Below are 15,185 nucleotides of genomic sequence, written 5' to 3'. Positions count from 1 at the left end.
GCGAGCTGTTCGCGGCAAAGGAAAAAATTCCGAGCAAGATCTAAGGCTTGCCTGATTGGTGGCATTAGGTGCCATACATATAGTTCAGCTGTCCCCGGGGCAACCGGCAACTGCAACACAGATCTGGCGGTTCAATGGCGGCACGGGGCGGGGCGGGATCCGTTGGATCCGAAAGCCATCTACCTATCAACTTATTTGAATCACCCATCATGACCCATACCAAGCTCCTCGCTGCTCTGATCGTCGCCGGTACCGCCATGGGCGCGCAGTTTGCACATGCCGCAAATGCCGACGGCCAGATCACCTTCAACGGGCAGATCACCGCCCAGACCTGCACGATCAACGGCAACGGCACGGGCAGCAAGAACTTTACCGTGACACTGCCGACCGTTTCGGCCTCCACCCTGGTCCAGGCTGGTGACACCGCTGGCCAGACGCCGTTCTATATCGCCCTGACCAACTGCACGCCGAACACCGGCAACGTGCATACCTACTTCGAGGCTGGCCCGACCACCGACACCACCACCGGTAACCTGATCGTGGACGCCGGCGGCGCCACCAACGTGCAGATCCGCCTGCTGAACGGCGGCACCGATAACAGCCCGATCAAGGCCGGCTTTGCCGACGCCGCGCAGAATTCCGGCGTAGTCGCCATCAACAGCGGCGCGGCCAAGCTGGAGTACTACGCACAGTACTACGCAACTGGCGCGGCAACGGCCGGTGCCGCCAACTCGACCGTGATGTACTCGATCGCTTACCAGTAAGCCCTGGTACCACAGGGCGCGGAGCGTGTTACCGGCGCGCTCCGCGCCTTCCGAATATTGAGTGTGTGCCGCTTCACCCGGTCAAGTCCGCTGCAACCATCATGAAAACGTCCATCAAGTCCCTGATTTCCGCCGGCGTGATTGCGCTGGGGCTCATGAGCGCGCTGCACGCGCAAGCTTCCGTGGTCATAGCGGGCACGCGGGTCATCTACAAGGCAAAAGACACCGAGACCACGATCAAGCTGACCAACGAAGGTCAGTCGCCGGCGTTGACGCAGGCGTGGATCGACAAGGGCGACGCGAAGGCTGCGCCGTCGTCCATCGACGTACCGTTCACCGTGACGCCGCCGGTGTCGCGCATCGACCCGAAAAAGGGCCAGACGCTGCGCATCATCTACACCGGCGAGCCACTGCCGCAGGACCGCGAATCCGTGTTCTGGCTCAATGTGCTGGAGATCCCGCCAAAGCCCACCGCCGAAGAAGCCGATGTCAACAAGCTGCAGCTGGCTTTCCGCTCGCGCATCAAGCTTTTCTTCCGCCCCGCGGGCCTGGAGGGCAACGCCGACGACGCCCCTGGCAGCATCAGCTGGCGCGTCACCCATGCAGGCGGCAAGCCGGCGCTTGAGGCAAGCAACCCCAGCAAGTATCACGTTTCTTTCGCCAACCTCGAACTGGTTGGCGGCGGCAAGACCGCGAAGTTTGAAGAAGGCGGCATGGTCGGCCCGGGCGAAGCCAAAACGTTCCCGCTGACCGGCGATGTTGCGCAAGGCACCGAAGCCAGGGTTCGCTACAAGGCCATCAATGACTACGGCGGCGCCGTAAGCGGCGAAGCCGCACTGGGCAGCAGCGCCACCAAGGCCGCTTCGCGCTGACCACACGCCGGGCCGCGTCCGGCGTTCTTCCGAGCTGATTTCTCCGATTGACGATGCCGCAACCAGCGGCAGGGGCAAGTCTTGCCCGCGCAAGGCCAGATATCCGGCATAAACCCATGAAAACCCAGAAGACCTCTTCCTTCCCGTCCCGGCTGCGTCCGGCCAGTGCGGTGGTATTGTCCTTGTTCGCCGGCGTGGGGGCATGGGCCGCGCCCGGTGGTAACAGCGCGCCGACGCTGGTGGCGGAAGTGGAATTCAACGACACCTTCCTGCAGCAGCCCGGCGGTGCCCGCATCGACGCGAGCCGCTTCAACAAGGGCAACGTGGCCTTGCCGGGCAACTATCGCGCAGAGCTGTACGTCAACCAGGTCTGGTTGGGCCGTGCCGAAGTGACGATGCGCCAGGTGGGCGAAGACAGCCGCAACGTGCAGCCGTGCTTTGACCGTGCCGCGATCGAGCGCATGGGCGTGGACCTGGCCAGGTTGTCACCGGAGGCGTCGGCGCGGCTGGACACGGGGTGCGTGTCGCTGCCCGACCTGATCCCCGATGCCACGGCCAGCTTCGACAACGGCGAGCAGCGCCTGGACGTCTCGGTGCCGCAGATCGCCATGTCGCGCTCGGCGCGCGGCTATGTCGATCCCAAGTACTGGGACGAAGGCGTGACCGCGGCGCGCCTGCAGTACAACGCCAACGTCTATCACTCCGACTCCAGCGGGATATCGACCACGCAGAGCTACGTCGGGGTGAACGCCGGACTCAACTTCGGTGGCTGGCGCTTTCGCCATCTGGGCAACCTGACGCACGGCGACGTCGAGGGCACGCGCTACCAGAGCGTGCAGACCAACCTGCAGCGCTCGATTGCGCCGATCAGGAGCCAGCTGATCATCGGCGATGCCTTCACCGACGGCACCCTGTTCGACAGTTTCGGCTTCCGTGGCGTGCAGATTGCCAGCGACGACCGGATGTACCCGGAATCCCAGCGCGGCTATGCGCCGGTGGTCCATGGCATTGCCAACAGCAACGCCCGCGTGCAGGTCCGCCAGGGCGGCAACACCATCTACGAAACCACGGTTGCCCCCGGCGCATTCGAGATCAATGACCTGTATCCGACCGGCTACGGCGGCGATCTCGAGGTGGTGGTCACGGAAGCCGATGGCAGCGTCCATACCTCGCGCGTGCCCTACGCCGCAGCCGTCAATGCGCTGCGCCCGGGCGTCACGCGCTACAGCGTGACCGTCGGCCAGTACCGCAATACGTCGATCCAGAGCAGGCCGATGCTGATGCAGGCAACCGTTCAGCACGGCATCAGCAATATGCTGACCGGCTACGGCGGCGTCATCGCGGCACAGGACTACACGGCGGTGATGGGCGGCGGGGCGCTGAACACGGACTTCGGCGCCTTTGGCGCCGACGTGACCCAGGCCTGGACCAACCTGCAGAATGCACCCAACCGGAGCGGCCAGAGCATGCGGCTGTCGTACAGCAAGCTGGTGGCACCGACCAACACCAACCTGACGCTGGCCGCCTACCGCTATTCCAGCAGCGGCTACCTGAGCATGACCGATGCCATGGCGCTGCGCGACCTGGACCAGCGCGGCCTGGGCCCTGGCACGTTCCTCGGCGGCATCCAGCGCGGGCGCCTGCAGGTGACCATCAACCAGATGCTGCCGCAAGGCTATGGCTCGTTCTACCTGTCCGGCTCCACGCAGAACTACTGGAACCGCGGCGGTTCCGATACCCAGTTCCAGGCGGGCTATAACAACAGCTACAAGCGCATCAACTATGGCGTCTCGGCGTCGCGCCAGTTCAACGTCGGCTCAGGCAAGTGGGACACCCGGGTGATGCTCAACGTGGGTATCCCGCTGGGCAAGGGTCAGCACGCGCCGTACTCGATGACCAGCCTGAGCCACGATTCCACCGGGGGCACGTCGCTGCAGGAAACAGTGACCGGCACCCTGGGCCAGGACAGCGCCTTCACCTACGGCGTGAACGCCGGCTACACCGGTGGCGGCGACACCAGGGATGCAGCCACTGTCGGCGCCAACGTCGGCTATGTGTCGCCGATGGCGACCATGACGGCCAGTGCCAGCAAGGGCCGCGACTTCTCGCAAGCAGGCCTGGGCATCAGCGGCGGCATCGTGGCCTATGCGGGGGGCGTGGCCTTCACGCCCACGGTGGGCGACACCATGGCCATCATCGAGGCCAAGGATGCCGCGGGTGCGCGCCTGGCCAACGGCAGCGGCCTGCGCGTGGACCCCTGGGGCCACGCCGTGGTGCCGACCCTGACGCCATTCGCCACCAACCAGATCGAGATCGACCCGAAGGGGCTGCCCATGAGCGTTGAGCTGAAGACGACGCAGCAGAACGTGGCGCCGACCGCAGGCGCGATTGTGAAGATGAAGTTCGAGACCGACAACCCTGGCCGTGCGGCGCTTCTGCGGGCCAACAGACCGGATGGCAAGCCGCTGCCGTTCGGGGCGGAGGTCTTCGATGCACAAGGCCAGAGCGTCGGCACTGTCGCTCAGGGCGGGCGCATCATTGCGCGCGGGCTGAAGACGGATGCAGGCCAGCTGAGCGTGAAGTGGGGTAGGGCCGTTGCGGAAGCATGCAAGCTGGACTATGTCCTGCCGAAGCTTGAAAAAGACGCGAATGCCTCGTATCAGACCGTGGAAGCGGTTTGCCGCTAAAGCTGGAGCGAATGGTGCCGCCCCCATTTTCTTAATGCATGCCAGCCACGGCATGCGCAGGACATCAGGATGTTGAATTCTACAAGCCCATATCAAAGCCAGCGCGGTGGCGCCTTGCACAAGATATTGTCTGTCCTCACACGATCAGTGAGCAGAGGCCAGGCGACGGCCAGGCCATGGCACGGCATACTGAAGGCAGCTGCGCTGCTGTTTTGCCTGGCACTGCATGGACAGTCGTTCGGCGCGACCTTCTCCTGCACACCGAGTGCCGGTACACTGGACTTCACCGCGCCCACTGGTACATACGGCGTGCCGCGCGATACCCCGGTGGGCACGCATCAGAACAAGGAGTTTGCCGGGCCGGGCACTTATACGTCATCGCCGGGATTCAATATCGCGCTGAACAACTGCCCGGCCGGCATGACTTCGGTGAGCTATCGCATCGATGCCGTGACCCCGGCTCTCGATGCCGCCAACTCGGTGGTATCGCTCGATGCCTCCTCGACGGCATCCGGCATCGGCGTGCAGTTGCTCGATGATTCCGGCAATGTTTTCCGCTGGGGACCACCAAGGTCTTGAGCGACTATAGCCAGCACTGGTGGCAGCTACGTCATTCCACTGAAGGCACGCTACTACCAGACCGGAAGCACGGTGGCGGCCGGCGCCGCCAACTCGGGAATGACGTTCACCATGACCTACCAGTAGGGACGAGTCCCTCCGCGTAATGCCACTGAGCCCTGTGCGGCGCTGTATGCTGCCGCGCTGGGTTTCTTGTTTTGGCCGGCGATGGGATTGGTGAGGACATCTGTCGTGCTGCAATGTGATGCATAATCCCAGAGACAGTATTTCACCCACTTTGGGCGCTTGCCGATCCCCGCGCCGGGCGCTACGCGGCGTCAGGCAGGCTGCCGAGACGGAGCCCGCCAATGGTCAGCTGGCTGTCGCGCGCGAACCGGCAGGTGCACAGCAGCCTGCTCACCGTTGTCGTTGGCCTGCTGATCTTCGTGATGAGCGGCTTCCTTGCCCTGTTTCTCCATAGCCTGTTCCAGCGCATCCTGTGGGAACAGGCGTCGGCCAACCGCTTGCATTTTGGCGCGGTGCTGGAAGTGAAGGCCATGCACGAGTATTTCATACGGCGCATGGCAGAAATCTCCGGGCCGGAGTATCGGCTGGTGCGCAGCGACCGGCTGGCGGGCCAGCTCGAAGCCATGCTGACGGGCGTGCCTCCAGGCAGTGCCCGTGCCGTCGAAGTGCCTGGACTGACCAATCCTGCCACCATGCTGATGGGCACGTCCGCGCCAGCGGCGCAGCGTCCCGCCACGGTTTCGCACATCGTTCGATTCGCCATCTTCGAGCGCGCGTACTGGGGTAAGGCGCCGCAGAGGATGCGCTCGGCTTTCCTGGCTGCCGACGGGAGCCAGGCATACGTGACACCAGCGCTTCCGGGTGCGCCGGGGTTGAACGGGCCGCTGCTCGCTGAGGTTGTCAGCAACTGGGCCAAAGCGCTGGCGAACCGGTCGCGCGAAGCGCAAGCCGAGACGCCGGTCGCCTCACCGCTGTGGACCGGGCCGTACCAGGGCACCATCGAGCGGGGCCCTATACTGAGCTGCTTTCTGCCAGTCCTTGACGCCAGCGGCAATCTCGTGGCGTATGGCGCGACTGCCATTCCCGTACGCGCGCTGATGGACGACGTCAGTATCCCGGATGCCACGCATACCGCGTCAGGCAGCCGGGCAATGTTCTTCGATGGCCAAGGGCGCCTGCTGTACCGGGGCAGCGACGCCGGCTGGCTGCGCCCGCAAGCGCTGGGTGAGCGGGTGGCGCGTGAGTTGGGCAGCGGCGGGCAAAGCGTAGCCTACTGGTTCGAGCAGGGCAGCCTGATGATTGGCCGCATGGAACGCGACCATGGCTGGCGCGCGGCTTACGCCTATCCGCTGTCGCAGGCGCTGGCCGATCATGGCTCGGCGCTGGCGGCCGCGCTTCTGCTCTACGGGCTTGGTGTGCTTGCGGTGCTGACCGGTGCCGGCATGCTGCGGCGCCGGATGTTGGTGCCGATGCAGGAAGACGCCGAACGGATCGAGGACAGCGAACGCTTCAACCGTACCGTGATGCAGGCCGCTCCGGTAGGCCTGCGGGTGGTGCGCACAGCCGATGCCCATGTACGGCTCGAGAACGCGCTGGCTGCGCAATGGCTGCCGCTCGACACGCGCACTGCGGGCCGCCCGTGGCTGGACCAGATGCTGGCGCGGCGGGGCGACCAGCCCGCGCGGCTGGAGCTGCAGGTGCCATCCGGCCATGGGGGTGCACGCGACGTGCTGGTAGTCGGCCGCCACACCCGCTTCGAGGGTGAAGACGTGCTGCTGTGTGCGATCCACGATGTCACCGGCGAACGCGAAGCGCACCGCGCTCTCGCGCGCGCGCGTCGGCTGGCGGATGAGGCAAGCGCTGCCAAATCGCAGTTCCTGGCCGCCATGAGTCACGAAATCCGCACGCCGCTGTACGGGATGCTGGGCACGCTGGAGCTGCTGTCCCTGACACAGATGGCGCACAGCCAGCGCGAGATGCTGTCGACCATCCAGTCCTCGTCGCAGGTCCTGCTGCAGATACTGGATGACCTGCTGGACTACTCCCGCGCGGAAGCCGGCCAGATCGAACTGGACGCCGTGCCGTTCGATCCGGTCGACCTGCTGGAATCGACGGTTCGCGCGCAGGCGCCGATCGCGCTGCAAAAAGGCATCGCGCTGCCGTGCTATCCACAGCCCGGCCTGCCTTGCCTGATCGGGGATCCGGTGCGGGTGCGCCAGATTATCGGCAATCTGCTCGACAACGCGCTGAAATTCACGGCACAGGGCCATGTCATTGTGCGCCTGCAGCGCGCGCCGCAGAGTGAAGCGCCCGATGCGGACGGCAGGATCGGCATCCAGCTTGAGGTGGCGGATACCGGGCCAGGCATTGCGCCCGAGGTCCAGGCGCGGCTGTTTGAGCCTTTCGTGCAGGCAGATGCTTCCACTGCAAGGCGGTTTGGCGGGTCGGGCCTGGGCTTGTCGATCTGCAGACGCCTGGCCGCCCTGATGGACGGCAGCATTTCCGTGCAGAGCGAACCGGGCAAGGGCAGCGTCTTCCGGGTATTGCTGAGGTTGCCGGAAGCCGGGCCGCGCGAACAGGTGGAGCCGGTGCTGCCGCCGGTGGCCGTGCTGTCGGAAAATGATGAAATCCGCAACAATGCCATCGACAATCTGCGCGCCATGGGCTGCAGGGCGATCGCTTGCCGCGGGCCGGCGCCGGAACCAGGGATGGTGCTGTTGGTCGCCACCCGCCACGTCGAGGCCATTCCCGATGGCTATGCCGGCGTGGTCTTTGCGCGCGCCGACGGCCCGGCGGAACCACAGCAGATCGCTGGCAGCTGGCTGGTCAGTGCCTATCATCAGGCGGGCATCCTGCGGGCTTTTTGCAAGGCGGCCGGCATGACGCCGGTCAGTGCGCCACCGCTGGCTGCGCCTGTCGACCCCACGCCGCAGTTGGGGCTGGAGATACTGGTGGTCGACGACCATCCCTACAACCGGCTGCTGATGCAGCAGCAGCTTGAGCGCCTTGGCTGCCGGCCGACGCTTGCTGCCAGTGGCGAAGAAGGGCTTGCGGTGTTGCGCCAGCACAGGTTTGACCTGATGCTGACAGATATCCATATGCCCGGCATGGACGGCTACGAACTGAGCCGCACGCTGCGTGCGCAGGGGGCGACGCTGCCCATCGTCGGGCTCACCGCGAGCATCGCGCAGGGTGAGGCCGAGCGCTGCCTCGAAGCCGGCATGAATCGCTACCTGTCCAAGCCCATCCTGCTGGGCGACCTGGCCGAGTGTCTGCGCGCCGTGCTGCCGGCACAGGCATCCGGCCTGGCACAAAGGGCCGCGGGCGCGGCGGGCGCCGCCCATGTGGAGGATAACGTTGCCAGCATGGCGCTGCTGGAGCGCACCATGCGCGAGGATTTCAGGCAACTGTCCGCGGCCGCAGCCAGCGGGGAAATGAAGGCGATCCGCCACCATGCCCATCGTATGAGGGGCGCCATGGCGCATGCCGAGGATGGCGAGGAGATTGTCGAACTGTGCCGGGAACTGGAGCTGGGTGCGGCCCAGGCGCTGGCGGTCGTGCAAGCCCATGTCGACAACCTGGCGTTGTATCTTGCAGCATACTTTGACGACCCTGAAAGCGATAAAGGCAGCCAGGATGCGGCACGACGCAATTGGCCGGATACTATTTAAGGAATTCCTTAATTCAGTCTTCTCGGAAGACTCCTAATATTCAGAGCAGCGAAGATGACCGGCATTGAATGCCGGCAGTTCGGCGGCGCACCGCTACGCGGCCGCAGAACCGATAAAAAACAGGGGGATCGTAAATGATCAAGGTAATCATTGCAGATGACCACCCCGTCGTCCTTGACGGGATGAGCCGGGTGCTGGCGAACGAAGTGGGCGTGCAGATCGTGGGGAGTGCCGCCAATTCGACCCAGTTGGTGGAGTTGCTTGAAAGCACGGATTGCGACGTTATCGTGACCGACTACTCCATGCCGGGCGGCCAGTTTGGCGACGGCCTGCCAATGCTGCAGATGCTGCGCCGCCGTTATCCCACCACCCGGATCGTGGTGATGACCATGCTGGATAATCCGGCGCTGATTCGCAATATCCAGAAGGTCGGCATTTCCGTGATCCTGAACAAGACCGATCCGGTCCAGGAGTTGGTGCCGGCGGTGCGTGCCGCGTTCAGCGGGCTGAGCTACCAGCCCGCATCGGTGCGTGCGATCCTGGCTTCGGGCGGCCTCGACGAGCCGTCACAGCGGCCGGTCCTGACGCGCCGCGAACTGGAAGTGATACGGCAGTGTGCGGCCGGTGTCCCGGTCATCGAGATTGCGCGCCAGGCCAACCGCAGCAGCAAGACCATCAGCGCGCAGAAGAGCATCGCCATGAAGAAGCTGGGCCTGACCAACGACTACGAACTCTACGAATACGCCAGGACAAACGGCCTGCTGGGCGGCCCCTGATCCTGGCATCATCCCCTTCCTTGCGGCCGGTCCCCGGGCCGCGTTGCATTTCCCCTCCCTCCGCTGAATAGCATCCCTGGCTGCGCCGATGCCGGCCGGCTCCTCCCGTGCGGCGGCGCGTGCGCTATTCCTCTCCTCGGAAATATCCCCGCTTTTTTCAGGCTTGGCTGATTTCGAAAGCCAGGCGCATGGTTCATCCTGAATGCAGGAACGACAACGCTGGAGCCTAAGGCGGCCATGGAAAAAATCCGGGTGATCATCGCGGACTCGCAACCTGTCATGCGGCGCCTGCTGGGCCGGCGGCTCGCGGCCAGCGCCTGCATCGAGCTGGCTGGCGTGGCGGGCGACGAACCGAGCCTGGTGCAAGCGCTGCAGCAAGGCTCGTGTGATGTCGTGACACTGCGTTACCCGCTGTGGGACACCAAAGACCGCGAGCCTTCCGGCTATGCGCGCATTGGCACGCGGCTCGCCGAGCTGGGCGGGCAGCGCGTGGTCGCGATCGCCAACGTCGTCGACCGTGCCGCCGTGCTGCAGTTGCTCAAGGACGGCTGCCGCAATGTCGTGACAGCCAAGGACGGTGTCGACGAGATCATGAAAGCGGTCTGGATGGCATACCTGGGGCTGGCTTCCGTATCGGAAACCGCTTGCACGCTGATCTGGGGCAGGCCCTGCAGCGGTCCGCCGGACGGCGATTGGGCGGAGCTGCTGACCAGGCGTGAAAGCGAAGTGCTGCGCCTCTACCTGTCGGGCATGTCCGTGACCGGGATCGCCATGCGCACCGGCCGGACCGTCAAGACGATCAGTACGCAAAAGCAGAGCCTCATGCGCAAGATCGGCGCCGAGAACGACGTGGAGCTTGCCGCCATTGCCATCCGGCGCGGCATGTTGTGAGGCCCGGTACGTCGCTTGCCAAGTGCACTACGACCCATGCACTGTCCGGACGCTCCGGACAGTCTCGATGTCAAAACGAGGTATTCAATGAAACGGCTGATGTCGATCGACAGCAGCTCCGCGTTGCCGTTGAGCATTCGCCAGATCCGTTATCTGGTCTACCTGTTCTCCGCCTGCGTGCTTGGGCTGACCGTGTTGTCGTGGGGGGTGCTGCTGCGCTACCGCCTGCACGAGGCGGTCGAGCGTCAGGAGATGGTGCTGCAGTCGCAGTCCGAGCAATTGCAGGCAAAGCTGCACGGGGCCGAGGCGCTGACCGTGCGCGCGCTGGGATCGCTGACGCGGCTTTCCGATATCGGCCTGGCCGATGAACTCGCCGCCGTCAGCGATGAGCAATGGACCGACCGCCTGCGGCGCCGGGGCGACCGGCAGTACATCCCGCTGCTGGTCCCGCCCGCCAGCGCCAGGGCGCCGGGCGCCAGGCTGAAGAGCCTGGCCGACGTGATGACATTCACCTTCCGCGTGAACAACCTGCAGTACCGCGACGTGCAGAACGCCTACCTGGTCGACCTGCAGGCCGACCAGCTCTATGTCATCCCGCGCCGGCTGGACCCGGCACGCGCGCTCATGCAGCGCGATGACGTGCGCCAGACCTTCCTGCGTGACACGCTCGCGCGCCTGCGCAATGACGCGCTGGTCGCACGCCTGCGCGCCCATCCGGGCCAGGCGGTGGTGCTGCCGCCGGCGCTGGACTGGGTCAGCGGCATGCGCACCGTCACTTTCGCCACGCTGGTGCAAGTCGGTGGCGAACCGGCCGCGGTGCTGGCCATGGAGTTCCCGCTGTCGCCGATGCTGCCGGACGGACAGACCATTGACGGCGATTTCGTGCTGGTGACCGATGCCGGCATGGCACTGAGTGCGGATGGCATGCCGGCCGGCACCCTCGGCCAGTCGGTCACGGCATCGCTGGCCGCGCCCGGTACGCGCCCGGGTAGGGTGAGTTCGGCGCTGGTACGGCAAGGGCTTCTGGACTATGTCGTCGTGCTGGAATACCAGTTTGACGCGTGGGGCTGGCGCACGGTCGGCGTGATCGCACTGGGCCAGGTATGGCACCAGTTCCGGCAGAACGCCTTATGGATGCTGGGGCTGACCGGCTCGCTGTCGATGCTGATCCTGGCGTGGATCTGGCTGATCGACCGCCGCATCATGCGCCCTGCGCAGCGTCAGTCCTTGCGCCTGCAGGAAAGCGATGCGCTCGGGCGCTTCGTGATCGAAGTGGCCGGCGTGGGCCTGATGATCGTCGAGCGCAGCACCCGGCAGGTGCTGCTGGCAAATGCCGCGGCCCACTCGATCACCGACCAGGCCACGCCCGCCGGCCTGGCGCAGTTGCAGGATGCCTGTGACGCGCGGCTGACGAGCGAGGGCACCACAACCGAAGGCATGCCGCGGGTGCAGCCCTGCTTCGATGTCGATCTGGTCGGCCGCAACGGCCAGACCCGGTACCTGGAAGTGCGCCAGGTGGAGATTACCTATGAAGGGCGGGCGGCCGTGCTCCGCGCGCTGAACGACGTGACCGACGCGCGCCGCAGCGAGGCGCGCCTGCGCGAGGCGATCCGCGCCGCGGATGCCGCCAACCACGCCAAGTCCTCGTTCCTGGCCACCATGAGCCATGAAATCCGCACACCGCTCAACGGTATGCTGGGAAGCATCGAGTTACTTGGCCTGACCCGGCTCGATTCGCGCCAGCGCGACCAGCTGGCGGTCATGCAGCACGCGTCGCAGTCGCTGATCTACATCATCAATGACGTGCTCGACTTCAGCAAGATCGAGGCAGGGCAAATGTCATTGCAGTTGCGGCCCTGCCGCGTCGAGGAGATCGTCGAGGACGTGACCCGGCGCTTTGCCGCGGAAGCGGCGCGCAAGCAGCTGCGCCTGCTGTGCGTCAATGATCCTTCGCTGGTTGAGCCGGTGATGGCTGACGTGGTCAAGCTCGAACAGATCCTGAACAACCTGGTCAGCAATGCGGTGAAATTTACCGAGCAAGGCAAGGTGATCGTCACGGCCATGCGCAAGCCGGGCGGCGGCGTGGAAATCCGCGTCATCGACACCGGCATCGGCATCGCCGCGCGAGACCAGCGCCGGCTGTTCGAGCCCTTCGTCCAGGCCGAGCAGCCGGACACGCGCCACTACGGCGGCACAGGCCTCGGGCTGTCGATTTGCCGCCGGCTGGTCGGGCTGATGTCTGGCGAGATACGGCTGGTCAGCGAGCCCGGCCTGGGCAGTTGCTTTACCGTCAGCCTGCCGCTGGCCAGCGCTGGCGCCGAGGCGCCGGCCGATGCCTGGCCGCGGACCGCGTTGCGGGGACTGACGGTCGGCCTCAATGTCACCTTGCGCGAGCTCTACCAGGGCGTGGAGCAGTTGCTGCAGTTCTATGGCGCACGGGCGGTCAAGTATGACCCCGCCGCGCCGCCGGCCACGCCGGTCGATGTCCTGGTGTGCGATGAGCAGGCCATGCCTCGCTGCAACGACGCCGATGTGGTGGTGTCGGCCATGGCGCCGGCAGTGCCGGACCTGACGCAGACCCCGGTGGTGGCATCGCCCTATGCCTGGCGCGGCTTGCTGGCGGCGATCGCGGCAGCGGCAGGCGTGGAGGTGACGGCAACGCAGGCGCCCGTGCCGGCGCGCGACGATACGCCTGCCGTGCAGCTGGCGCTGCTGCTGGTGGAAGACCATCCGATCAACCAGGTGGTGATGCGGGAACAGCTTGAAAACCTGGGGCAGAAGGTCGATCTGGCCGGTGACGGGCCCGAGGCCCTGTTGATGGCATCGGGCCGGCATTACGACCTGGTCCTGACCGATCTGCAGATGCCTGGCATGGATGGCTTCACGCTGGCGCGGTGCCTGCGCGATGCCGGCCTCGCCACGCCGATCGTTGCCGTCACCGCCAGCGTGGGGCCCGATGTCTCCGAGCGATGCCAGCAGGCCGGCATCGACCGATGCCTGACCAAGCCGGTGGGGCTGGGCACGCTGCGCAAGCTGCTGGAAGATCTGTCCGGCACCCATATGGCGACGCGGGCAGCGCCGGGCGCGCATGCAGGCGGCGACACACTGCTGCATGCCGACGCGCTGCGGCGGGACCAGCGCGCACTGGCCGAGGCGCTGCTGGCGGGCGACGCCGAAGCGTTTGCCCAACGTTTGCACGGCTTGGCCGGGGCGCTGTCGGTAATGGGCCATGCGCTGCAGAGCCAGGCGTGCCGCTGGCTGGAGCAGGCGGTCCGGCGCTCGGGGCTGGTTGCCATCGGTCCGGACTGGCAGGCCTTCCATGCCGAACTGGAACTGCTGGCAGACGGGCTGGAGTCGCAAGGCGGCACGCAGGGTGCCAACTACACGGCCGATTTAAGGCATGCCTGATGGAGCGGTCACGCGCCGGGCGCGATACTGCATTTGTGGAGCGTCTTCCCGATCGCTCCGCATTCTCCCGGGTGCGTCCCGTCGCGAGAATTTTCCCTGCCGCCTGCTTCCCCAGCAGGCGTTTTTTTTGCGTGTTTCACAAATTCGTGAAATGAAAGCGCTTCGCCGAGCCCGGATGCGCGGATGTGCTCGACGACGCGACCGCCCGCAATCTGGAGCCAGCCCCGCTTAGCCTACCTGCGGACCTCCCAGCAGATGTTGGATCTTGCCCCTCTGAGCTTGCTTTCAATATCAGTCGCCCAATAGCACGAGGAGATGCCCAGCTCAGTGCCTTCGAACCTGCCGATGATGAAGATGTTTCCCGAGGCGCCGCTGAGGAAGACCTTCTCGCCATTGCTCTGGATGATGACCCGATTCAGCACCCTGCTGGTTTCAATGGCAACGTCCCGATAGGGCCTAAGTGCCTGTTGCAGGGCAAAATCGGCAAGCTGAGGTTCGTCATTGAATGCCTGATGGATGAGAAAGCGGCGCAAGTGGTCGCCAGCCAGAGGGTTCAGGCCATCAAACAGGCTTTGAACCAGTGGCTTCGGGTTGACGGCGAGGCGGTTGTAATCTGCCAGGGTCAGCTGTATGCGCAGGAAATCCCACCAGAACATGGTTTCGGCAACGCCGACTTCGAGCAGCAACGGTTGCCGGCAGACATGCTTCAACGCATGGGCGCGCAGGTTGGCATCGGGATTGCCATGGTCGCCCGGCCCCCAGCGCGTATATCCCATGAATCCGCTCAACGGAGGATGGGCACGCAGCATCCTGGCCAGCGCAACAATGGTTCTGGACGTGATGCCGGCAGCGTTGCCCCCGTTTTGCATTACGGCTTTCATCACGCGCAGCGCATCATCGCCCATTCCTTCCTTGTTGGCGGTGTAAAAGATTTCCTCGATATCCGACAGTGCGCTTCGGGCATTGCGAGTCCGATAGAAGCGATCGAGATAGATCCTGTCCTGCTGTGCCACGCGAGCGCATGCCTCGCCAAGCGCTTTCCATCGCGACAGGGAGTTGATCTCCGGGAGGGCGCTTGCTGTGATGTTGAATGCGGCATTTATGCGCTTGATTGCATCGACCTTGATGGTAGCGAACTGGCTGGGCCGCAGGTAATCCAGGAAGGAGACCAGCCACTGGTACTTTCTGTCACAGCAGGCTCGCAGTTCGTCGGCAGCATCGTACGCGGCATCCAGGATCGGGCGCCCATATCCCGTCAGCCGGGTGACCTGTCCATGTTGAATGTTGGCGATGGAGTATGCCTGGACCAGATGGGAGGCTGCTGTCATTAGCGGCATGGACAATGGAAGGGGCATGGGATTCTCTCCGGGTCGGTCAATGCGTGCCAGCAGGCGGCCAAGCCCGATGTTACTTATCGCAGGAATGGTCGGAAATCCCTGAAATCGGGTAGGCCGGCGGCATGGGCGCGGCGTCAAATTTGGTCGCGCCATGACGCGCTGGCCGAACCGTGTCTATAATGCTTGACAACGCA

At 64.9% G+C, this 15,185-nt stretch carries 9 protein-coding genes; 8 read left to right on the top strand and 1 reads right to left on the bottom strand.

Features of this window, described 5'->3' with window-relative positions; all coding sequences use genetic code 11:
• The first annotated feature begins 209 nt into the window (after nucleotides 1-209).
• The 8 genes from I6H87_RS29315 (at nucleotide 210) to I6H87_RS29280 (ending at nucleotide 13,654) form a co-directional block, all read left to right on the top strand.
• On the top strand, nucleotides 210-764 hold the full coding sequence (locus I6H87_RS29315; protein WP_010811044.1) for a fimbrial protein: 555 nt from the start codon (nucleotides 210-212) through the stop codon (nucleotides 762-764).
• A 101-nt stretch (nucleotides 765-865) separates the two neighbouring features.
• The gene (locus I6H87_RS29310; RefSeq protein WP_011617636.1) at nucleotides 866-1,636 is read left to right on the top strand and encodes a fimbrial chaperone; all 771 of its coding nucleotides are present in this window, start codon (nucleotides 866-868) and stop codon (nucleotides 1,634-1,636) included.
• 116 nt (nucleotides 1,637-1,752) lie between these two features.
• Entirely contained in the window at nucleotides 1,753-4,323 is a 2,571-nt protein-coding gene (locus tag I6H87_RS29305) for a fimbria/pilus outer membrane usher protein (RefSeq protein ID WP_041688190.1), read from the top strand.
• A 69-nt stretch (nucleotides 4,324-4,392) separates the two neighbouring features.
• Entirely contained in the window at nucleotides 4,393-4,902 is a 510-nt protein-coding gene (locus I6H87_RS29300; protein ID WP_011617634.1) for a fimbrial protein, read from the top strand.
• A gap of 347 nt (nucleotides 4,903-5,249) precedes the next feature.
• Nucleotides 5,250-8,579: a hybrid sensor histidine kinase/response regulator gene (locus tag I6H87_RS29295; protein WP_011617633.1), complete on the top strand. Its 3,330-nt coding sequence runs from the start codon at nucleotides 5,250-5,252 to the stop codon at nucleotides 8,577-8,579.
• 134 nt (nucleotides 8,580-8,713) lie between these two features.
• Entirely contained in the window at nucleotides 8,714-9,355 is a 642-nt protein-coding gene (locus I6H87_RS29290) for a response regulator (RefSeq protein ID WP_010811049.1), read from the top strand.
• Nucleotides 9,356-9,592: 237 nt separating this feature from the next.
• A complete protein-coding gene (locus tag I6H87_RS29285) occupies nucleotides 9,593-10,246 on the top strand; it encodes a helix-turn-helix transcriptional regulator (protein ID WP_010811050.1) in 654 nt (217 codons plus the stop codon).
• A gap of 87 nt (nucleotides 10,247-10,333) precedes the next feature.
• Entirely contained in the window at nucleotides 10,334-13,654 is a 3,321-nt protein-coding gene (locus I6H87_RS29280) for a hybrid sensor histidine kinase/response regulator (protein ID WP_011617632.1), read from the top strand.
• 233 nt (nucleotides 13,655-13,887) lie between these two features.
• Here I6H87_RS29280 and I6H87_RS29275 read toward each other — a convergent pair whose 3' ends face one another.
• Nucleotides 13,888-15,009 carry a hypothetical protein gene (locus I6H87_RS29275; RefSeq protein WP_010811052.1) on the bottom strand — a complete coding sequence of 374 codons (1,122 nt, stop codon included), beginning with the start codon at nucleotides 15,007-15,009 and terminating at the stop codon, nucleotides 13,888-13,890.
• Nucleotides 15,010-15,185 lie beyond the last annotated feature (176 nt).

Source organism: Cupriavidus necator, assembly GCF_016127575.1.
GTDB lineage: Bacteria > Pseudomonadota > Gammaproteobacteria > Burkholderiales > Burkholderiaceae > Cupriavidus > Cupriavidus necator_D.
Note: the sequence above shows the minus strand (reverse complement) of the source record. Positions and strands in the feature narration are given on the sequence as shown.

Bases quoted from the DNA above. Each gene is read 5' to 3' on its own strand.
- I6H87_RS29300 (WP_011617634.1), top strand. From the start codon at position 4,393: ATGTTGAATTCTACAAGCCCATATCAAAGCCAGCGCGGTGGCGCCTTG.
- I6H87_RS29310 (WP_011617636.1), top strand. From the start codon at position 866: ATGAAAACGTCCATCAAGTCCCTGATTTCCGCCGGCGTGATTGCGCTG.
- I6H87_RS29305 (WP_041688190.1), top strand. From the start codon at position 1,753: ATGAAAACCCAGAAGACCTCTTCCTTCCCGTCCCGGCTGCGTCCGGCC.
- I6H87_RS29295 (WP_011617633.1), top strand. From the start codon at position 5,250: ATGGTCAGCTGGCTGTCGCGCGCGAACCGGCAGGTGCACAGCAGCCTG.
- I6H87_RS29280 (WP_011617632.1), top strand. From the start codon at position 10,334: ATGAAACGGCTGATGTCGATCGACAGCAGCTCCGCGTTGCCGTTGAGC.
- I6H87_RS29275 (WP_010811052.1), bottom strand. From the start codon at position 15,009: ATGCCCCTTCCATTGTCCATGCCGCTAATGACAGCAGCCTCCCATCTG.
- I6H87_RS29285 (WP_010811050.1), top strand. From the start codon at position 9,593: ATGGAAAAAATCCGGGTGATCATCGCGGACTCGCAACCTGTCATGCGG.
- I6H87_RS29290 (WP_010811049.1), top strand. From the start codon at position 8,714: ATGATCAAGGTAATCATTGCAGATGACCACCCCGTCGTCCTTGACGGG.
- I6H87_RS29315 (WP_010811044.1), top strand. From the start codon at position 210: ATGACCCATACCAAGCTCCTCGCTGCTCTGATCGTCGCCGGTACCGCC.